The sequence below is a fragment of the Paenibacillus aceti genome (genome assembly GCF_003614185.1).
Taxonomy (GTDB): Bacteria; Bacillota; Bacilli; order Paenibacillales; family Paenibacillaceae; genus Fontibacillus; species Fontibacillus aceti.
Map to the genome: position 1 here is coordinate 1382847 of NZ_KZ987724.1, position 21028 is coordinate 1403874.

The 21028-nt window shown below is 45.4% G+C and carries 19 protein-coding genes; 4 read left to right on the forward strand and 15 right to left on the reverse strand.

Annotated elements, in window-relative coordinates; translation table 11 throughout:
- Positions 1-1030 precede the first annotated feature (1030 nt).
- From BFJ94_RS06160 to BFJ94_RS06180, 5 genes are all read right to left on the reverse strand, one after another.
- Positions 1031-1417 (reverse strand): cysteine peptidase family C39 domain-containing protein, encoded by a 387-nt coding sequence (locus BFJ94_RS06160; protein ID WP_120461867.1) that lies wholly within the window; start codon positions 1415-1417, stop codon positions 1031-1033.
- Positions 1418-1768: 351 nt separating this feature from the next.
- Positions 1769-2392, reverse strand: a complete 624-nt coding sequence (locus BFJ94_RS06165) for an HAD family hydrolase (protein ID WP_120461868.1) — start codon at positions 2390-2392, stop codon at positions 1769-1771.
- Positions 2393-2476: 84 nt separating this feature from the next.
- Positions 2477-3427 (reverse strand): LacI family DNA-binding transcriptional regulator, encoded by a 951-nt coding sequence (locus BFJ94_RS06170; protein ID WP_120461869.1) that lies wholly within the window; start codon positions 3425-3427, stop codon positions 2477-2479.
- 63 nt (positions 3428-3490) lie between these two features.
- Positions 3491-5320 carry a UbiD family decarboxylase gene (locus BFJ94_RS06175; protein ID WP_120461870.1) on the reverse strand — a complete coding sequence of 610 codons (1830 nt, stop codon included), beginning with the start codon at positions 5318-5320 and terminating at the stop codon, positions 3491-3493.
- 244 nt (positions 5321-5564) lie between these two features.
- A complete protein-coding gene (locus BFJ94_RS06180) occupies positions 5565-6029 on the reverse strand; it encodes a DUF8821 family protein (RefSeq protein WP_120461871.1) in 465 nt (154 codons plus the stop codon).
- Between the two features lie 268 nt (positions 6030-6297).
- Here BFJ94_RS06180 and BFJ94_RS06185 point away from each other — a divergent pair, with 268 nt between their 5' ends.
- Genes BFJ94_RS06185 through BFJ94_RS06195 form a run of 3 tightly spaced genes read left to right on the forward strand, consistent with a single transcriptional unit; the run spans position 6298 to position 8970 of the window.
- Positions 6298-7245: an ABC transporter permease gene (locus BFJ94_RS06185; protein WP_120461872.1), complete on the forward strand. Its 948-nt coding sequence runs from the start codon at positions 6298-6300 to the stop codon at positions 7243-7245.
- A gap of 19 nt (positions 7246-7264) precedes the next feature.
- Positions 7265-8014, forward strand: a complete 750-nt coding sequence (locus BFJ94_RS06190; protein WP_120461873.1) for an ABC transporter ATP-binding protein — start codon at positions 7265-7267, stop codon at positions 8012-8014.
- Positions 8011-8970 (forward strand): ABC transporter ATP-binding protein, encoded by a 960-nt coding sequence (locus tag BFJ94_RS06195; protein ID WP_120461874.1) that lies wholly within the window; start codon positions 8011-8013, stop codon positions 8968-8970. Before BFJ94_RS06190 ends, BFJ94_RS06195 begins: the two co-directional genes overlap by 4 nt.
- 66 nt (positions 8971-9036) lie before the next feature.
- Here BFJ94_RS06195 and BFJ94_RS06200 read toward each other — a convergent pair whose 3' ends face one another.
- The 10 genes from BFJ94_RS06200 to BFJ94_RS06255 form a co-directional block, all read right to left on the reverse strand.
- Positions 9037-9687, reverse strand: coding sequence for a glycosyltransferase (locus BFJ94_RS06200; protein WP_188831439.1), 651 nt, complete (start codon positions 9685-9687; stop codon positions 9037-9039).
- 102 nt (positions 9688-9789) lie between these two features.
- Positions 9790-10755, reverse strand: coding sequence for a DUF4367 domain-containing protein (locus tag BFJ94_RS06205; protein WP_120461876.1), 966 nt, complete (start codon positions 10753-10755; stop codon positions 9790-9792).
- Complete coding sequence (locus BFJ94_RS06210) at positions 10745-11341, reverse strand: sigma-70 family RNA polymerase sigma factor (protein WP_120461877.1); 597 nt, start codon at positions 11339-11341, stop codon at positions 10745-10747. The genes BFJ94_RS06205 and BFJ94_RS06210 overlap by 11 nt, the downstream gene beginning before the upstream one ends.
- A 48-nt stretch (positions 11342-11389) precedes the next feature.
- Positions 11390-11896 (reverse strand): putative periplasmic lipoprotein, encoded by a 507-nt coding sequence (locus BFJ94_RS06215; RefSeq protein ID WP_120461878.1) that lies wholly within the window; start codon positions 11894-11896, stop codon positions 11390-11392.
- Positions 11897-13125: 1229 nt separating this feature from the next.
- On the reverse strand, positions 13126-13620 hold the full coding sequence (locus BFJ94_RS06230; protein WP_120461881.1) for a DUF4358 domain-containing protein: 495 nt from the start codon (positions 13618-13620) through the stop codon (positions 13126-13128).
- 5 nt (positions 13621-13625) lie between these two features.
- A complete protein-coding gene (locus BFJ94_RS06235; protein ID WP_120461882.1) occupies positions 13626-14765 on the reverse strand; it encodes a DHHW family protein in 1140 nt (379 codons plus the stop codon).
- Between the two features lie 12 nt (positions 14766-14777).
- Positions 14778-16184: an MBOAT family O-acyltransferase gene (locus BFJ94_RS06240; protein WP_120461883.1), complete on the reverse strand. Its 1407-nt coding sequence runs from the start codon at positions 16182-16184 to the stop codon at positions 14778-14780.
- A 36-nt stretch (positions 16185-16220) separates the two neighbouring features.
- On the reverse strand, positions 16221-16916 hold the full coding sequence (locus BFJ94_RS06245) for a GDSL-type esterase/lipase family protein (RefSeq protein ID WP_120461884.1): 696 nt from the start codon (positions 16914-16916) through the stop codon (positions 16221-16223).
- Positions 16917-17042: 126 nt separating this feature from the next.
- Positions 17043-18872, reverse strand: a complete 1830-nt coding sequence (locus BFJ94_RS06250) for a sensor histidine kinase (RefSeq protein ID WP_120461885.1) — start codon at positions 18870-18872, stop codon at positions 17043-17045.
- Complete coding sequence (locus tag BFJ94_RS06255) at positions 18869-19546, reverse strand: response regulator transcription factor (RefSeq protein ID WP_120461886.1); 678 nt, start codon at positions 19544-19546, stop codon at positions 18869-18871. The genes BFJ94_RS06250 and BFJ94_RS06255 overlap by 4 nt, the downstream gene beginning before the upstream one ends.
- 194 nt (positions 19547-19740) lie before the next feature.
- Between BFJ94_RS06255 and BFJ94_RS06260 the strand changes: the two genes are divergently transcribed.
- Positions 19741-20922, forward strand: a complete 1182-nt coding sequence (locus BFJ94_RS06260; RefSeq protein ID WP_229717025.1) for a serine hydrolase domain-containing protein — start codon at positions 19741-19743, stop codon at positions 20920-20922.
- Positions 20923-21028 lie beyond the last annotated feature (106 nt).

Below are 21028 nucleotides of genomic sequence, written 5' to 3' on the forward strand. Positions count from 1 at the left end.
GAAACATTCTATGCTAGGTTAATTGTAGGAGTATAGGCAAGCGGACAATAATGACCGTTAGGGCGTGAAAACAACATCTACGCTTCTCTAACGGACACTTTTGACCATTAGAAGCATAAAATGTAGTTTTCCGCGACATTTTCCTTTGTAATGGACATAATTGTCCGTTACAAAGGCAGAACACCACAGAATCAACGCTAACGGACAATAATGTCCGAGTGATCCAGACCGACCAGGACATGGGGATGTTCACATTTTTGGGTACGCAAAAGGGGCGTCTTCAAGTCGGAAGATCGACTTTTGTGACAGCCCCTTACAAGGAATATTTTGCTACTAGCTTAGAGCTTTGTTTTGCTTCAGGGATTGGAGCATTGTATCGTTGACAAAAGCAGGGTTTTTCTATTCAATCTTTCTCAGGGATTAATTCATCATATTCACCGGCGATAAACAAAGTAGGACAGCTTATAGTTCTTAATTGAACATTCTTTAGCTGAGGATAAGTTCGCCAATCCTTTATTTTCTGCCTTAAGACTTCTTGCCATTTCCATAGTGTGCATCCAAATGTATTTCTTCCATGGTAAATGCGGGGCTTCTATAGGTTAAAGGAGCATCTCAATAGAAGTGCCTGGATTTATGCCCCTGATCAGTTAGCTTTTTCTCGTAGCTTTGGACTTCGCATGCCATCGAGAATTTCCTTAATCATTTTTGTTTGTTCATAATTAGAGGTCAACAATAAAAGCTGCAAGGAAGATTTAATAGCTTCTTGATAGTCTTCCTTGTTGATTTGATATTGAATGAGCTCAATAAAAAAAGCGCACTTTAACGAAACAAGCACATCTTCAGCTTTTTGAGAGTCTTCAAGCAACTCATAAATTTGATTGGAAAATAAGGAAATTTCTTTATCTATGTTTAATTTGTATATATTTGCTGTCTTTAATAAAGCAATAAGTCCATGTAAAATTTCGTAATCGTACGGATGAGTTTGTAAAAAGGATATAAATTCTTCTAAGACACTTAAGTTGCCTAATATTTATTCAATTTCTAGTAAATTAGGTAATGAAATATACGCATAATAGTTAACTTCTTCTAGTCCCGCTTGATCTAGGTTCTCAAACCAACTTAAATCAGAATATTGACGAATGCATTCTTTTGCCTCGTCAAATCTCCTCAATTTTTTAAATGCCGATCCTTTCATAAGTAGAGCGTATCCATAATAATACACGAGAGGTCTTTTTAAAATGAGGTTAGGTTTGTCTTCTTTCAATTTATTAATTCTAATGTATAGCGATTCAGAAAAGCGAATAACTTCATGCCACAATTCAAAAGAAAAGGCTGCCTTAATCATTTGTACAGTTGAATCGTAATCAAATTGATCAATATCAATAATGAAATCACCAAGTTTTTTCACTTCATACACCAACTATTCCTAAATTTACTATTAAAATTATATTATAACATTGCAATAATTTGTCAATGACTTTTCATGATCAGGACTTTATCAGACCCGCTTCTCTCATGAAATGCTTGACCAGTTGCTGAACTGAATAGATACTACCACTAGTCATTACTACTGGACCAGGCATTTCGCCATGAAACAGGTGTAGTGATGTTTCAAAGGGTGTGTCTTGGGCTAGTTTCTGTCTTTCTGTCCGCATAACCTCACCACCTCCGATGCAAACATCCAATGCCAGTTTAATTGGAGAAGTTTAGGCGAATACAAAAAACACACAAAAGGCCAATAAGCCCTTTGTGCGTTGAAAGTAGATATCTATCGACTGCAAAGTGTAAAGATATCCTGAGGATGCTCAAACTTATACTTAGCTGGAATAGCATCCGGTTGTTTGCATCCCCAGAGCGCTAAACCAAAATCCATTCCAGCGTCTCTAGCACATTCATAGTCATAGATGGTATCGCCGATATATATGGATGTCTCCGCCTGCGCACCTGAAATCTCAAGGAACTTAAGCAAAGGTTCAGGATTGGGCTTATGCCGCTCCGTATCATCTGCACATACAACATGTGGAAGATCGCGAGCGAGGCCAAATGGAACGAAATCATCCAGAAATTCTTGCTTTGTCTTGGACGTTACGACGCCCATAGTAACCGATTGCTCCCTGAGTTCGGCAAGCAGCGGCTCGATACCCTGGAATACATGAACTGTATGTTGATATTCCCTCATAAGCTCATTCCAGCATTTATTTGCATACTCAACGTCCTCAATACCGAGTTGGCGCAAGGATACAGCCCCCGGAATCCCAAGCACAAATGCGAGATCTTGCTGCAGTATTTCCCGATGATAGTTAGTTCTCAATAGCTTCTGCAAGGATCCCAACACCGCTTGCTCTGTGTTAATTAAGGTACCGTCAATGTCAAAAATAAAGGTAGTATACATGAATTTCCTCCTCCAGCATGTTAGAGTTGAGCGCTCTTATTGATATGCTAATGTATGAAATCCATTTCAGGTCAAGGTCAATTCTTATATGGAATAACGTTCGATGATTCGATAAGGAATCTCTACCTTATCCTTTGATTTCTCAATGGCAAGATCAAAGGCCTGTTCCCCGACTTTGACCAATTGATGATCAACCGTAGACAACCGCAGTGCGATCCCGATCGGCTGGTTCTCTTGACCAATGATCGCCAGATCAGCGGGAACCCCTAGTTCTATACTCTTTCCATACTGATAAAGGCCTGCTGCAACCTCATCGCCGTTGGCATATACTGCGGTTGGTCTAGACTCTAAATGCAGCAATTGCTGTGCTGCTCTTGCCCCGTCATCCATATCGTAACAATCTCGGATATGATACTCTGACGGCAGATCGCCAAATACTTGCTGATAGGCTTTTATCGTCAACTGCGTACTATTGCTCTCCTCTCCCCTTGCTGTTGTAAAAGCAACCCTTGTATGCCCTTTATCCTTTAACATTTGAAATGTCTCCAGGTAGGAGGCATATCGATCCATGTAGGCGCAGCCAATCTCAGGATGATCGGTATACTCACATGCCACGATCGTCCCATACTTGGTATATGGCGTTATAGCTTCCCAGCCGTTTGAACGAGAGGTGATAATGATACCGTCAAGCTGTTTATTTTTCAACATATTTAAGCAACTGTGTTCCCTATCCGGATCGTACTTCGTAGGCAGAACCATCACGGTATAATCAAGCTCGACCGATCGATTAAGTACACCATGTAGCAGTTGGTCAAAGGCCTGGTTGTTATTGTACGGCATGATCACACCGATCTTTCTTGTTTCCTTGCGGATTAAATCGACAGCTAAGCGATTGGGCGTATAATCCATTTCATCAATCACACGTTGTACAGCTGCTCGCTTCGATTCAGATACATAAGGATGATGATTCAACACCCTTGATACTGTCGATACGGATACTCCAGCACGCTTTGCAATATCATTGATATTCGCCACTGCCACTTCTCCTTTATCTTTCACTCTATACTATAGGCTCACACCCATATCTGGGTGATGTAGCTATATAATCCCGCCCAGGCTGGCGCCTTTTATAAACAAGCGCTCAATCTTTTTCTCAACCGTTGGATCCGGAACTAAAGGTGGTGCTTGATGCGGCTTCGTACGAGCATCGATGATTAAATTGTCGCAACCCCAGTGCTTATGCTCATAAAAATGATTAACCCCATGAATATCATGGGAAGGATTGCTGCGTGTAAATGTAACCCATAGGAAATTGTGGATCGATTCACTCAAGAACGAGCTGTCGTCGCAGAGCACAATCATTGGACAAGCTTCGAAAGGGCCCTTCTCTTGAATGGCATTACACAATCCTCGCATTTCTTCCTCTGTATCGGCATAGCTCTTAAATTCAGGACCTCGCATGGCTACTACGCCTGGCATAATAAGCTGGACGTTGTCATATCCACGTATGCCCTTTAAGCCTTCAGGTACTTCATGACATAAACTTCTCAGTTTGTCTCCATATGCAGCAAGAACTACTTTACTGCCACTGTTCAGGCCTGTCCCGGAATAATCAAGGGTATCAATCGTAGTATTCGTATAAAAATGAATGTCACGGCGCAGATCAATTCGCTCTAAAATATAAGTCAAAAAATTCACTTCATCATGTGAATTAATGGGTTCATTTTCTTCAGCTGTAATAAATAAATATTTAGCCAAGCTTAATTGTCCCGTGCCCAATATACGATTCGCCAGTGTAAGGAGTTCAGTAGGTTTTTTTACTTGTTGGTAAGGTGTATATCTTTCACTGCCGATCGCGAAAAGCAAAGGATGAACCCCCGCAGCATCTACTGCATGAACTTCTTTTACCCCCGGAATTTCATGCTTGATCGAATCACCCGTCAATTCGTGAATGAGTTCACCAAAAGAGGTGTCCTCTTGCGGAGGTCTCCCTACGACGGTAAATGGCCAAATCGCATTTGGCTTGGCATATACTTTATGGATTTTCATGACTGGGAAAGGATGAACAAGGCTATAGTAGCCCAAATGATCTCCAAAAGGACCTTCTGGCTTGGTATCTTCAGGATATATCTCCCCTGTAATTACAAAATCAGCATCACTGCTAATGCAGTAACCATCTACATAATTGTATCTAAAGTTATGCCCCGAGAGCATCCCCGCAACCGTCATCTCACTTAATCCTTCCGGTAGCGGCATAATGGCTGCTAAGGTATGCGCTGGCGGACCTCCAACAAAACAGCTTACTTTGAGCGGCATCCCCATTTTATTCGCCTTCGTCTGATGAACTCCGATTCCTCGATGAATTTGATAATGCAGGCCAATCTCTTTATTCATCTCATATTGATTTCCGGTTAATTGCATGCGGTACATCCCTAAATTGGAATTCATAATTCCAGGTTTCTCGGGATCCTCTGAATAAACCTGCGGCAGGGTAACAAAAGCACCGCCATCATTGGGCCAGTGATGAATCAACGGAAGATCTGAAATCTGAATTTCTTGCGCCATAACCGGCAGCTTCCCCCCTTTTTTTAACGGGAGTGCTTTAAATGCGGCTAGTCCAGTCCCTATATTGCTAAAGGGCTTCTTAAGAGCTTTCATTGGATCGTTACGAACGGCCATTACATTGTGTACAGAATCCCATGTATTACGAAAAATAAACTTGCTGCGTTCCATTGAACCAAATAGATTAGAAACCGCACGAAATCGAGAGCCTTTCACACGCTCAAACAATAAGGCAGGGCCTCCCGCCTCATACACTTTCAAATGAATTGCCGCCATTTCAAGATACGGATCAACTTCTTCCCGAATTCGAACCAAATGACCATGCTTCTCTAAATCAATAAGGCAATCTTCTAAATTGCGATACATTATAATTAGCTCCATTCAATATAGATAATATTATTTTCACTACTGTCCGTTCTCCCAAGAGAAGAGAACCAAAATTCTCGTACGGATGCTGGCTATACCTAGCACCAAGAAAAAACCACCAATGTCATATCAATTATATCAGACAGGTTTTGCAAATTGTACGGGATATCGAGTGCAGAACGATGAAAAAAAGCTGCCAGGTTAAATAACCCCGCAGCTTAGTCATTATAATAGATCTATCCGCTTAATATTCTCCCTTAATGACGAAAAAGGAACCCCGAATCGTTCCGGCTAATTTAGACTTCTGCCGGGCGAACTTAAACTTTCCTTCTAATTCCTTAGGTACCTCCATCCCCTCCGAAAGCTTAAAACCAACGGCCCGCTTTTTAGGATCATCCACCGTATACATCACATTGAGCCCGAGACCATCCTCATAGAAGACGTAGGCAAATCGGATATTTTCCACTTGAAAACGTGAGGTTTCTAAAGGTTTGGCCGCAAATTCAATATCACGTTCTTCCTTCAAAATCCGCTTCACATAATCGAGTGTTTCCTGGCTTTCACTTGCTGGGACCACTGTAAATTCATGCTTGTATTTGTTCATAAAATAGCGGGCTTCATTCGCTCGCAAACCGGCGAGCGCCTCCGCTACCGGTGAAGATTCCAGACCCACTGTAGACACGTTTTTGAAATCAACGATATAAGACACTTTTCATCCCCCTTTTATCTCTTGAAAGATTATATTCATATTTTCTTTCCATAAGCAAGTCGGGTTAAACCTCTGAGGAGTATCCCTACAATTATGGTCAAGTACAAGATAACGTAGGTTTCGCTGTGCTCACGGGGTTGTACGAAGGGCTGGTCCGGAGCGACGAGAACGGTAAAGCCATTCCCGGCATTGCTGAGAAGTAGGATATCTCCCCGGATGGACTGATCGATCCCCGTATCACTCTGGGCTTGAGAAAGGAGAAGGCCGCATGACCATGTTCCATTCTTCCCCTGCTGACAAACGTGAACTGGCCCTGGATGATTTCCGAAGGGCAGACGTTAGCGAACATGCGGCGGAAGCGATCGAACAGGAAGGCGTGTCTGCATGGCGCGATATCTGGCTTCGTCTGCGCAACAACCCAGTTGCTATGACAGGTCTTGTCTTCCTGCTACTCATTATCATCATGGCAATCATCGGCCCCATGCTGACGCCTTATGACTACTATTCCAATAATCTGCAGATGACGAACCTGCCTCCTTCCACCGAGCATTGGTTCGGTACGGACGATCTCGGCCGCGACATGTTCGCTCGCACGTGGATGGGCGCCCGCATTTCTCTTACCGTCGGTTTCTCCGCCGCAGCCATCAACCTTGTCACCGGCGTTATCTACGGTGGGATTATGGGTTATATCGGCGGACGTCTCGACGAGGTAATGAACAAAATCTCTGAAATCATCTATTCTATTCCCGATCTTCTGGTGGCGATTCTGCTTGTCGTCGTCTTCGAGCCAAGCCTGGGCACGATTATTTTGGCGCTGTGTGTGACCGGATGGATCAATATGTCCTGGATCGTGCGTGGACAAATGATGCAGCTCAAGAATCAGGAATATGCCCTCGCCTCTCGTTCCTTAGGTTCGCCTCCCATGCGCATTTTATTTCGACATCTCCTGCCCAACGCGATGGGTCCGATTATCGTGACCTTGACCTTGGCGGTGCCTTCAGCCATCTTCAGTGAAGCTGTATTAAGCTTCCTTGGGCTGGGCGTGCAGTCGCCGGCTGCATCTTGGGGGACAATGATCAACGACGCGCTTAAGACGATGATCATCTATCCATGGCGTCTTGCCTTCCCGGCGCTGTTTATTAGCTTAATGATGCTATGCTTCAATCTGTTCGGGGACGGGCTGCGTGATGCACTCGATCCGAAGATGAAAAAATAAGGATGAGGAGGGTTGGCCCTTGCAAAAATTGCTAGAAGTCCAGGATCTCCATGTCTCCTTCCATGTCCGCGGTGGAGAGGTGCAGGCTGTGCGCGGCATCGGATTCGATATTCAGCCTGGCGAGGCCGTCACCATCGTCGGTGAGTCTGGCTGCGGCAAGAGCGTGACGGCGCAAGCGATCATGCGGCTTCTGCCGCAGCCCCCCGCCCGCATTCATCAAGGATCAATCCTGTTCCAGGGGAAGGATCTGCTGCGTCTGAAGGAGCGGGAAATGCAGTCCATCCGAGGCAAGGATATCGGGATGGTCTTTCAGGATCCGATGACATCGCTGAATCCGACGATGACGATCGGACGCCAGATTGCCGAGGTGCTGATCACACATCAGCGCATGACAGTACAGGAAGCCAAACGGAGGGCCATAGAGATGCTTGAGATGGTCGGTATCCCCCATCCGGGCTCGCGCTTCTCGCAATACCCGCATGAGTTCTCCGGCGGGATGAGGCAGCGAGCTATGATCGCCATGGCCTTGGCCTGCCGCCCATCGCTGCTTATTGCGGATGAGCCGACAACGGCGCTCGATGTGACGATCCAGGCCCAGATTCTGCGTGTTCTAAAATCTCTGCAGAGCGAACTAGGGACGTCGATCACCCGCTGTAATGACACGATGCATATCTGCCAGCAGCAACAGCCGGAAGCGACCGCTATTAGCGGAACCCATAGCGCAAGCTGCTGGCTGCTCCATCCGCTTGCAAAGGAGGTGTCCAGATGAGTACAGAGCCATTGCTTCGCATTAATCAGCTGTGCAAACATTTTTATATGGGACGGGGCCAGACGTTGAAGGCCGTCAATAACATTAGCTTCAGCGTCGACAGAGGTGAGACCCTCGGGATGGTAGGCGAATCAGGTTGCGGCAAATCGACGGCTGGACGGACGATCCTTCGCTTGTACGAGCCGACTGCAGGGGAAGCCTGGTACGGAGGAACGAATATTTACCGACTTAAGCCGGGGCAGCTTAAGGCTTTCCGTCGCGAGATGCAGATGATCTTCCAGGATCCGTGCGCTTCGTTGAATCCTCGCATGACCATTATGGACATTATTGGGGAAGCATTGGACATTCACCGTCTCGCCGATAACCGTTCAGCGCGCAGGAAGCGAGTTGAGGAGCTGCTGTATCTGGTCGGACTTAACCCGGAGCATTCTACCCGTTATCCCCATGAGTTCTCGGGTGGCCAGCGCCAACGCATCGGAATCGCCCGCGCGCTGGCAGTGGATCCAAAGTTCATCATTTGCGACGAACCTATCTCGGCGCTTGATGTATCGATCCAGGCACAGGTCGTCAATCTGCTGAAAGATCTGCAGAAGCGGCTTGGACTGACCTACCTGTTCATCGCACATGATCTGTCTATGGTCAAGCATATCAGCGACCGTGTCACCGTCATGTATTTAGGTCAGATCGTTGAAATCGCCGACAGCGGGGAGCTATACTCGGAACCCCTTCACCCTTATACTCGTGCACTTATGTCTGCCATTCCCGTCCCTGATCCCGACATCGAGGCTGACAAAGAGAGGATTGTACTAAGCGGTGAATTGCCCGGTCCCCTGAATCCGTCGAGCGGCTGTTCCTTCCGGACACGATGTCCCTACGCAACTTCGGTCTGTGCTGAGCGTGAGCCTGAATTTCAGGAGACGAAGCCAGGACATCATGTCGCCTGCCATCTGGTCTAAGCCGGATCGATCACACAAAAAGCCGCATCTACGCGGCTTTTATATACATTTATTCTTTTCATTCTATTAAAATTTTTCGGGAAATTGTTTGACAATTCCTTCTGTAAGGATATCGGCTAAGTGAATCATGTGGATTTCATTCTTGTCGGTCGCAGCAATATCCGCTTTCCAATCTCCTTTGAGGCAGCTAATGACGATTTCCGTAATCAACTGAAGATGCGTATACAGCATATCTTGCAGCTCTTTAAACGGCCAGTTCGGATTCGCTTCGCTTAAAAATTTGGCGATATCATCGGCATTTCTATGCCAATCTGCCTCAAGCTTATTCACATCCGATTGATTTCCCGCTTTGGCAGCCGCTACAATTTTCCCTGCAATTAGAATATGTTCTCTTAGAAGATCGGCCAGCTTATTACCGGCGGCTTCTCCATAATAGGGCTTGATTATATTCCCAATGTCCTGCTGGTTCCTCAGGAGCCGGTCTAATACATCCTTCTGATCTGGACGATCAGATATGGCGCTAACGATATAGCTTCTTGTCCAAATCGTATGGTCAATCCATACCTTCTGCATATCGCCTTTTAGTTGCATCATTTTAGGGCTTAGGCAAATTGAGCCCTTCTCCTTGCTTACCTTCGCTTGCACAGTTCCTATTGGCGTCATGCACGACACAAACACTAACGTTAACAACAATGCCAGTAACCATTTGTTTTTCATATTCATCTACTCCTCTGTCACTTGGATAAGACAAGCCTTCATATTATGTTTTTGGACATCCAATTATATACAGAGGATGATTACATCGTTAATGTTTTCCAATTACTTCAGCTCACGTGCAATACGAAGTAGCTCCTCCTTAGTCAGAGTTGGAGATGTACTTCCAACGCTATACACGAGCGTATAATTCTCAAACGTTTCTAACCACTGAATCTCCTGAACCCGATTGGAATCGCTAAAAAAGAACGGTTGGGTATTGAAGTAATGTGCTCTTGCCCCATTGATATCAATCTCTTCTTTTTGTAGATGACTTGTCGAAATTTTAAAATCTGTCTTCTGGTCAATGAGCTGCATGCTGACGTAAATTTCGTCCTGGCGCTCATTATGATAGATCGTCGTATATATGCGTGGTAGATTTGCTGGCTGATCGCCCTCCTTCCTCCAAACCGCCCTTCCCTTCATCTTCTCCGATTCCCTCTCTAGTTTCGGAAGCAATTTACTCCCCTCCACAGGTAAGAAACCTCCGAATGGCGGATCTTCCTTGCCTGCGACGAAATGAAGCCCTGTACTTCTTCCAGACGGGAGTTTGTACTTCGCCATGTTCTGAGCCAGAATCGTCTCCCATTTTGGGAAATCAGTGACTACAGAAGGATTGGATACAACGACAAGTGCCTGCTGCTTATCCATAGTATATAGCTTAGCTAATTCCGGCAAATATACGATGGCTGACTCCCCAACCTTCAGCTGAGCTATAACTTCCTTAAGTTCACGATGAATTTTAGTAGATAATTCTTCGTTATCTACACGGGTATTCATTTGGACATATTGCAAGCTCGTTCGATGATCACTATTTTGAAACCATATGTATCTGCTAAATCCTGAAATGACAGCAAAAAGTGCAAGTGCCAGGACAATTTTAAATAGAACCGGCTTCACAGGCATGGAACGCCGCCGGCGCTTCTGATCAGCTTCATACAGCTTCCTGATACTATCCTCATGTCCGGAAGACGGCTGTATTTCTTCAGCCCTTGCTTTGAACTGTTTGGTTAATTGTTCACTATTGAACACGGACGGATTCCCCCCTGTCGGCGTGAAAGGTATCGATATCGATGAACTCACGGAGACGACGAATAGCCAGATGATGGCGAGATTTAGCCGTTCCTACAGGAATGTCCAAGCTTGCCGCTATCTCTTCATAGGAACAATCTTGATAATACCTTAATACAATGACTTGTCTAAGCTTCGTTGGTAATCTGTCCACATATGCGAGCATTTCATATTGGCCCTCTATATCAAATACATGCTCCTCAGGCTGTTTTGGCGGCTGATGTGGGGGCATTAGCTGCTGGTTTTTGGCGTTTGATCTCACTATTCTCCATAATTTTCGTTTCCAATTACTCGTTTGCCGTATAATAATGCCGTTCAGCCAGGTACGAAACGGTTTATCGAAATCATAAGACGGAAGCGCTTGAAACAGGGCTATGTACACTTCGCTTACAACATCCTCGACCTCCACCTTATGGGGCATCAAAAAATAGACCGTCCGATAAATATGATCATTAATACGACTATAAATCTCATGAAAAGCTGCAGTGTTGCCTTGTACCATCAGCCTGAGCCACGGTTGCAATTCCTCGTCTTTTACCCCGTCCACCTCCCGGATTGATAAGCTCTCTTAACATAAGTAAGCCAATAATACTCCTCATTTGTTGAACCAGGATAGTTCCGATACGATAACCATAGCCACCTTATTCTGATCCACGATGAATTCAATCACTCTCTTATTTTCTTTATCTAGATACCCCTTAATGCTCTGTTTATCCTGCTTGCGCGTATAATAATTTTCCCCATACAGTTCAGTAATACGTGCTTCATCATCCCCTATCTTCAATTGTTTAGCGGTCTCTTGGCCTGGCTTTAAAGAATAGGACACAACCTGTCCCTCTGCTAAAATGTACTGATAGTTGTCATACTCTAATATGACTTCTCTATCCTTCTGATCGTTCTTCGCTTGAATTTCTCCTCGATCCAGTGGCTCTCCCCGCTGCTTTATAACCTCTTGCTCCGAAGCGTTTAGAACCTCTAGACCACCGCTCTCAGCACTTAGATTCGTGCTTTGCACGCTCTCCATATAGTCAAGTGGTGATCCCTTGCTGCTGCAGGAGACGAGAAGCAACGAAATGCAAAAGATAAAAATGAGTTTTTTCAATTTAGAACCCCCTTCTAAATTTCTAGCCTTGATAATCTATATTGGTCCGAAGTTTAGAAATGGTTCAGTTAATCTACCTCCAAATCAAAAAAATTAAGAGAACTTAGTTTTCTTCATAGTAATGCCCAGTATGATCAAGACGACATAGATTACGATGCAAAGATCGAATGATGAACCCCATATAGGCAGTTGTCATATGTTATAGATATGTATTCAAATTTGTGTAAAAAGGAGTTCACCAAATGAATAGATATATGTACTATGGCTATCCACAAACGAAAGATGAAAGTCTCGCCGTTATTTTTTTATCTCGTCCATGGTACTTATAATTTGCCTTATACACTAACATCCCTTCTAGGTTTTCCTTAATACCACTTATCGTCTTGCCATCTTGTGATAATCTTAAACCAAGTAATTTATTCTCCATATCATACACGCTGCTTATTCCAAAATAGGCATTGGCCCAATCCGAGAAATTCATTCCCGCATACATTACATTAGCCCACTTTTAATAAGGAGTGAACCTGAATGACGTTTATACCGCCAATTGGTCCACCATTCGGACCCCCGACTGGACCACCACCTGGAACAATTGGACAACAAGGACCAACTCTCCCTCCTCCAGCTTTTGAACCTACGATATCTGCTTTTGCAGTTGACCCCCGAGCCATTTCTCGTTGCTTGTATAGAAACACTTTTATTTGGCTTAATAATGGGAATCGCTTCTGGTATTATCCAACTTTTGTTGGAAGGGTTTCTGTCGTAGGTTTTAGGTGGACCGGTTGGTTTTGGTTAATCTCCGGGATTAGTTTAAGAGAAATTCGTTCATTTTCATGTTTTTAGTTGATGGCAGCAACACTTTTTCTGCTGCATATCTTTATCGGCTTCAATAGCGGGGGGCTAATCAGCCCCTTTTTTATGGAATAATTTCAAAAACAGTGCCTTGGTGAGAATCAGCGACCTTTGTAGAGCCGTAAACACCTAAATATAGTCTGGATTGATTCAGATTTGCTCCCAAACTAACATAATAAGCGGATTGAGGCCCAAAATGATAATCAAAATGTAACGCATAGGAATTTATGGATCGATTTTTGTCATCTCAGAGAACAATCATTGGACAGGTTTCGAAAGGTCCCTTCTCTTGAAGGGATCTCACAACCCTCGCATTTCATTCTCTGTATCGCATAGCCCACAGAGTGGGCTTCAATCATGTAAATTCATTTCAGCTATTAAAACGCACCATCAAACGCACGCTCCATTTGAGCGGCTTCTTTGGAAACTGCGAAGAAGATAAAGGGTCCCTTCGTCTTTAACACATGATGTTCTACCAAAAAGTATTCATCTGGGCGATAATCCTTGAATTTTAGTTTTTGCGCATCGATTCGTTGCTCCAGCTTGGCTTTGGCGTTCTCCACCTGACTGGAATCCTTGAGCTTGATAACGGCTAATTCATCCGCTCTCACATTCGATGTAGATGTGTAAAGGATAAAATCTTCTACACTGTCCGCCTCTATTTTATACAACTTATACAGCTTATTCTGGTCTCCCGCTTTCATGTTCTCCAGATTCACTGCCTGCTCGATTCTTTGTCCAATTTGAGCAGCCGAGAGCTGTTCCATTGTCTTGTTATCCTTACCCGAGCATCCAGTCAGAACGCTAAATGTGAAGATCAAGCTCATAACTATAGGGAAAAGCCCTCTTCTCCCCTTCCATTGTCCTCTCATACAAATCACTCCGATAAATTTTTGATAGATGGATCTTCAAAAAACGTGTTCGCATTATAAAGCAGCAGCATATCATCGATCTCATGTTCGTTCACGAATGCTGCCAAGTCTCCCTCATAGTAGCGTAGGTCTACCACATCAATTTCACTGAAATGCTTCAATAAGAAGGGAATGAAACTATTGGCGTACGAGTCTTTGACCACAAGCAGCTTTTTTCCGTCCGGGTGAGCCGTTTCGATATGGATCAGCGCATAGTTCCCGTTTAGAAACACCGCATATTTATCCTTCTTTTGAAGCTGTTCCATCGCATATAACGTATCCGCGGATTCCTTTTCATCAACATAGGTTACAGTATAGCTCTCCGGCTCTTTCGGCAGATACAGTTCAATCCGGTCAGGCTGCAAATGTCTGAACCCGCTCTTGGAATATAGCGAACCGTAAAACTCACCAGTCACTTGCCGAATATCAAAGTTCTCCTTACTCTGAGGCGTCAGCCCCATTTGCTTGCAAAGCTCCAGGTAAGCGACATAAGCGCCCCGGGTCGTCCAATGATGATCGGTTTTATAAAAAATAGGCTGCTCCCGTCCCGCATACAAAGCGGGAAACACATCCACAAACTGAATATTAGAGGGCAGCATGCGTCGGACTTTACTCAGGTACGCTTCTTCATCGCCGACCATGGCGTATTTCGGGAGCTTATCTTTATACAAACTCGCTGCCGTTGGCACCAGCATCACATATTTATGCAAGCCGGGCGTAGCCTGGTCAAACGCATGAATGGCATCCAGCTTCTCCTGTAAATCCTCTTCTGCCGGGGGGACAAAATTCTGAATCAGAACCCCGTCTTTGCCGAGGTAAACTCCGTTGCTCTCCTTTTTCCCCATGATGCGGTCCGTCTCGGTTTTCACCCCGATCCATACGTCCCTATAGACGAATTGGTCGGACAAGTATTTCTCGAAATCCGAAGTGAACGTCCCCGACACCAGAGCTTTCAGCGAGAGAGGGGGCTGCCGCTCCAGCATCCGGTTCTCCGATTCCGAAAATGTCCGATCCGGTGCGGCAAAATTGAGAATGCTGACCCATCCTATAAACAGCAGCAACGTCAAAGCCAGCATTTTTCGAGTGGTCTTGAGATTACTGTCCATCGCCGTCCCTCCTTAAAATCGAAAGTATAAAAACGGATTGTAGGTGGCATTGACCAGATAAGCGGTCGACAAAGTCATGAATAAAATGTAGAGAAACGGCACGGTAATCATACCGGCGATCCTCCACTTTTCTCGCACATAGGATAGAAGCTTCGCAGGAAACGGAGTGGCACAGAAGGCCAATACGACCAGTAATATAGCATTCGTAGATAAAGCATAGAGCGCCTGCTGATCCACTAAGCCCTGCCCGCCGATCCCGAGCATCACACTGAAGAATCGTCCAGCGGAAGCCAGGGTATCCATTTCAAACAACACCCAGCCAAAGATCAAAACCAGCAGCGTATAGATATGAGCGACATAAGCAGGTCTACGCTCCAGCCATCTTAGAAGCAGCAGCTTCTCAACCATCACGAAGAAACCGAAATACAAGCCCCATACGATAAAATTCCAGCTAGCACCATGCCATAATCCGGTCAAAAACCAGACAATCAATAAATTGCGGAGCTGCTTCCTCAGCCCTGACCTGTTGCCGCCAAGCGGGATATACACGTACTCGCGAAACCACATGCCGAGTGAAATATGCCATCTGCGCCAAAACTCAGTCACACTTTTGGAGATGTAAGGGTAGCGAAAGTTTTCCATAAAATCGAAGCCGAACATTTTGCCCAGCCCGCGGGCCATATCGGAATACCCACTGAAATCAAAATAGATTTGCAGCGTGAACGCGATAATACCAAGCCAAGCGGATAGTACACTCAATTGCTCGAGCGGGGTCGCTTTGACGCTTGTCCACAACCATCCGATGTTGTTGGCTAGCAGCACTTTTTTGGCAAGACCTCGGATAAACAGCTCCGCCCCTTCGCCAAACCGATCCAGAGTCACCTTGCGGGAATCGAGCTGTCTGGCGATATCACCATATTTGACAATAGGACCGGCCACAAGCTGCGGAAACATCGTCACATAGGCTCCGAATGAAACAAAATTCCTCTGCACCGGTACTTTATCCAAATAAACATCAATCACATAAGACATCGTCTGAAAGGTGTAAAAAGATATACCCACAGGCAGCGGCAAATCGGCCGCATGAAGGTTTAGATGAAGCAACTGATTGAGATTATCCACCACAAAGCCGGCATATTTGAAGAACCCGAGAATACCTAGACTGCCGACCATCGAACCGATAAAGACCGCTCTGGCAATAGGCTTCCGATATCTATACTTATCGATCAGCAGCCCGTTGACATAATCGAACACGGTTGAAAATATCATAATCAGAATGTACAGTGGCTCGCCCCATGCATAAAAGATCAGACTAGCAATTAGCAGGACGGCATTGCGAAGCTTCCTTGGCGATACATAATAGATCAGAACGGTGACCGGCAGGAAGAGGAACAGAAAGATCAGACTGCTAAAGACCAATATTCCCACCTCCAAACAGATAGACCCCGTCCCATGCTATTTCACTTGATCTTTCAGCAAATCTAGCAATTTGTTATAATACTTCGGTTTGAAATGAATGCCATCCGAGTCGTACAGATCATCTGAGCCGTCTGAAAATATCGGGGACAAATCCACAAATCCAACATTCTCCTGCTCCGCTAGCTCTTTTAAGCCTTGATTGTAGTCGCTGATATTTTTATATCTGGGTTCCTGCTTTTCCGCTTCGGCCGTTACCGGGGTTACCGATAGAATCGTAATTTGGGCCTGAGGAAGTTTTTCCTTGAACGCACCGATCAGTTTCGTATAGTTCTGCAGCGAATATTCTTCAGGGTTATCCGTAGGCCACAGAATATCGTCCGATCCCAATTGAATAAAGATTTGCTTCGGGTTCCGCCCGGCCAGCTCGTCGATATCCTCTAAGGCAAACTCCGCCGTCTTGCCTGCCCCCGCCAGCACATTCTTCTCTTTGAGAACATCATGGAAGGATAATCCCTCCATGATGGAATCTCCTACAAATAGGCTATCTTGAAAGATAGATTGGTACGGAGACTCGGTTAATCCTTTTGAATCTGCTGTCTGCCCTTGAGCAAGTGATGCTGGTTGCTGCGGATTCAGGTTTGCGGATTTATCTCCACAGGCTGCCAAAGCGAGCACACAGCTGCCGATCAGTAATGTTGTAGCGATTTTTTTCGTTGTAATAATTTTTTTCATCGTTTGGTTCTCTCCTTCATTCATTTCTTTCTTTCTGAAAAGAGTGTATTCGTCTCAGATCAAGATAAAGTGCAGATCATGTCAAATTCATTTAAAAAAGGCGCAAAAAAACGCAGAACCGAAGTTCTACGCTTTTTTATGCAAATAGAAATAAAACATAACCCCATCGGGTGTATTGGTTGCGCCATAGGGAACGCCATGCATCTCCAGAATTTTGCTGGAAATAGCCAGGCCTAAGCCGGTGCCTCCGGTCGACCGCTGGCGGGAAGGCTCGCCGCGATAAAATCGGTCCCAGATCTTCTCCAGTTGTTCGTCTGGAATGTGAGTTCCTTTATTTTCGATGCAAATTTTAACGGTGTCCTGACTTTCCTGCAGAGTGACGAGAATGGACTCCTGCTCCGGTGTATAACGAATCGCGTTGCTGAGGAAATTGACGATGACCTGCTCAATCCGCCGCTCATTCGCCACCACCTCAACAGGCTTCAGTGTCGTTTCCAGCTGTAATCGCTTTGCCTTGATCTCCACAGTCAATTTGGCGCATATCCGCTCGATAACGTCGTCGATATAAAAGGAATCCTTATCCAACGTATACGTTCCAGATTCATATTTGGCCAATTCCAGCATATCCGCGATCAGCAGATCCATTCGGTGAACCTCGTCCTCCATCGCCTTGAAATAATAATCCCGTTTATGGCTTGCCACCCCGTCCTGCAAAATCGCCAGACAGCTCTGAATGACGCTCAACGGAGTCTTCAGCTCATGAGATACGCCGGATATAAATTCTTTTCGCGTATGCTCAAGCTGCTTTTCCTTCTCGATGTCCTGCTCCAGCCGAAGAATATGGGTGTGCAAACGGTCGGAGAGCTCGTTGATGTTGCGCGACAAATCTCCGATTTCATCCCTCGTAGTGATCGGGATTTTCTCCGAAAAATCAAGGCCTGCCATTTGCCGGGTGGTACGATTGATGCGCAGCAGCGGCCGTGCAATCTTACGGGAATAGTAGAACGATGCCAGCATCACGAGAAACAAAGTAGCAATAATGATATAGACATAGTACTCTTTGATCATCCCTGCGGCTTCATTAACCGGCTGGAGTGACGTCATTGCAAACAGGTATTCGGGATTTCCGTCACGATCTTGAATGCGATTCACAAAAATTTTGTAATTCACATGGTTTTCTTCATAATCCAGGATCTGATTGGCATTCGTGTTATCCTGCAAGTCGCCATACAATAGATCCGCCTGGAAAGCCTTGATCCGATCCATCAGCAAATGATTGGTGTAACGAGAGACTCCTGCCCCTTCCGGTATTCGAACCTTTGTAATGGTTCCTTTGACCAAAAACGGGGGATATTCCTCAAAATATTGGTTCGGGTTCTCATATTTCTCATGCCGAGTAACGACCTCGTATTCTTTGTTCACCATCTGCCGATTTTCCAGATGGGTTTCGTCTCTTAGATTAGACTCTCTCTTCCCCATCCGCTGGATCACCGGCTGGCCATCCATGATCAAGCCTTCCATAGCAATCCCTCCCCCTTCTTCGATCCAGGGAGTGAGGAACGGATTATCGTTGCTGAATTGCTCTACGTTAATGAAACTATATAGAGGGATGGTCATTGTTTTATTGGAAAACATAGCCTCATCTGAGTGTTCCAGCTTAATCTCCATACTGAAATCGGCGCTCTCCTTTAAATTACCGCGAGCATCCAAAGCCGTGATCCAGGTGTTATGCTTTTGATAAAAATCTTGCTCCAGCCTTGCCGTCTCCGGCCTATCCGTAGAATGTTTCAGATAGTCTTGTTCATAAGACTGCAGCGCTGCGTTCACGTCCTTCACTTTTTGATGAACATAGAACTGTTTGAAGAACACCGTCTGCAAGGCGAAAATCACAGCAAGAATGAACAGGCATAATCCCGTCGTTAACAGGAACAACTTAAACACAATGCCTCTTTTCATACCTTCTCCTCAAACTTATAACCGGAGCGGACCACCGTGACAATATGCTTGGCCTGCTCTCCCAGCTTGGCACGCAGATTACGGATATGGCTGTTGACCGTGCGATCGTCGCCGATGAAATCATATCCCCATATTTTTGTGATCAGCTGTTCTCTGGTTATAATAATTCCTTTATTTTTCAGCAAATAAGCCAAAATTTCAAACTCCGTATGCGTCAAACAGCAGTTTTCTCCGTTAGCTGAAACCGTCCGGGATGGAAAATGGATGATAATCCCGCTGCTAGACAATGTATTTTCCTCTTGCTCTCGAATCTGCCTTGTTTCCAGTAGCCGTTTGGCCCGGGCTAGCAGGATCGGGGGACTGTACGGTTTGGTTACATAGTCGTCAGCCCCGAGTTCAAAACCCAGCAATGTATCGTCTTCGTCCGAGCGGGCCGTCAGCATGATAATCGGCACATTCGATGTTTTTCGGATTCTTCTGCATACCGACCAGCCGTCCAATTCCGGCAGCATAATATCGAGAATGATCAGATCTACCTCATGTTCTTCAAATAACGCTAAGGCATTTTTCCCATCGCCTGCCTCAAGCACTTGGTATCCTTCCTCCAGCAAATAATCCTTCATAATTTCCCGTAAAATAGGCTCATCTTCTACAATCAATATGGTTCTAGACATATAACTACCCCACCATGTTTTACTTGTTGCTCATACTTTCAGACTTTTTGAGATTGCCCGTATGAGTATAATTGGATGCTAGCATGTTTTCGAAAGCTAGACAAATGAGTTAAGATACAAATCCTTCTATACAACAGTCCCGAAAGCGCTTAATATCTTATATAGAACATAATCATGAAGGAGTCATAACTAATATGCTTATGCTGGAACCAATAATAACCGATCAACTGAAAAAAACGCTGCGAGCAAGCATCGAAAACCAGGAAATCGCCGGTGCGAATTTTATGGTGATCCAGGACGGGAACGAGATTTTTTATCATGAAGATGGCTTGGCCGACCTCGAATCAAGGCGCCCTATTGCCAGGGATTCGATCTTCCGCTTATATTCGATGACAAAGCCGATGACCGCTACCGCTGTCATGATGCTGCTGGAACGCGGGGAAATCGATTTATATGATCCTGTAAGCCGCTATATTCCAGGCTTCAAAAACCAGCGGGTCGAGAAAAATGGTGAATTGGTACCGGCCAGCCGCGATGTCACCATTCACGATTTGCTGAACATGACATCGGGATTGGTATACGGAGGAACCGATCAAGCCGGACAGTATACAGAGGCCCTATTCCAAGAGATGGACCGCCGTTTATTCGGCGAGAACCCCATGAGTACCCTGGAATTCGCGAACCAACTGGGCCAAGGCCCCCTCTCGTTCGAGCCGGGAGCAGGCTGGCAATATGGAACATCGGCGGATATCCTCGGCGCGATCGTGGAGACAGTCAGCGGTATACGGTACGGAGAATTTCTGCACAAAGAAATATTTGAGCCATTGGAAATGAAAGATACCGGCTTCTGGCTGCCTGAAGAAAAAAGAAATCGCCTTGTGAAGACCTATCAGGATGATGGTGCAGGAGGCTTGAATCTGTATGCGGAAAGTCATCTGGGCATCCGCCATCAGATGGATCAAGAGCCAGCATTTGAGTCTGGCGGAGCAGGTCTTGCTTCCACGATTGACGATGCCGCCAAATTTACGACGATGCTGTTGAATCAGGGAAGCTACAACGGCGTTCAACTGTTGAGACCTAGAACCGTTCAATATTTAACCTCAGCTTCTCTGACCGAATGGCAGCAAAAAGGCTTCGATCCGTGGCATACCTTCCGCGGCTATAGCTATGGCAACCAAATGCGGGTCATGACCGCCCCGGAAACAGCCGGATTGATCAGCAGCCCGGGCGAATATGGCTGGGACGGCTGGCTTGGGGCATACTTCTGCAACAGCCCGCTTGACGGCCTGACGATCCTATTTATGGTCCAGAAAAAAGACGCCGGCACAATGACGATTACGCGCAAGCTGCGTAATATTGTGTTTAGCAGCTTATAAACCTTCATAACCAGTAAAAATAGACTTGGCCGCCTATGGCCAAGTCTATTGCTGTTAATATGATTTGTGAATTAATTCAACAATAAATTGACTGCATAGTGTATAT

Coding starts and splice junctions, on each gene's coding strand:
- BFJ94_RS06165 (WP_120461868.1), bottom strand. CDS start 2,392: ATGTATACTACCTTTATTTTTGACATTGACGGTACCTTAATTAACACA.
- BFJ94_RS06175 (WP_120461870.1), bottom strand. CDS start 5,320: ATGTATCGCAATTTAGAAGATTGCCTTATTGATTTAGAGAAGCATGGT.
- BFJ94_RS06185 (WP_120461872.1), top strand. CDS start 6,298: ATGACCATGTTCCATTCTTCCCCTGCTGACAAACGTGAACTGGCCCTG.
- BFJ94_RS06195 (WP_120461874.1), top strand. CDS start 8,011: ATGAGTACAGAGCCATTGCTTCGCATTAATCAGCTGTGCAAACATTTT.
- BFJ94_RS06200 (WP_188831439.1), bottom strand. CDS start 9,687: ATGAAAAACAAATGGTTACTGGCATTGTTGTTAACGTTAGTGTTTGTG.
- BFJ94_RS06230 (WP_120461881.1), bottom strand. CDS start 13,620: ATGAGAGGACAATGGAAGGGGAGAAGAGGGCTTTTCCCTATAGTTATG.
- BFJ94_RS06235 (WP_120461882.1), bottom strand. CDS start 14,765: ATGGACAGTAATCTCAAGACCACTCGAAAAATGCTGGCTTTGACGTTG.
- BFJ94_RS06245 (WP_120461884.1), bottom strand. CDS start 16,916: ATGAAAAAAATTATTACAACGAAAAAAATCGCTACAACATTACTGATC.
- BFJ94_RS06250 (WP_120461885.1), bottom strand. CDS start 18,872: ATGAAAAGAGGCATTGTGTTTAAGTTGTTCCTGTTAACGACGGGATTA.
- BFJ94_RS06255 (WP_120461886.1), bottom strand. CDS start 19,546: ATGTCTAGAACCATATTGATTGTAGAAGATGAGCCTATTTTACGGGAA.
- BFJ94_RS06260 (WP_229717025.1), top strand. CDS start 19,741: ATGCTTATGCTGGAACCAATAATAACCGATCAACTGAAAAAAACGCTG.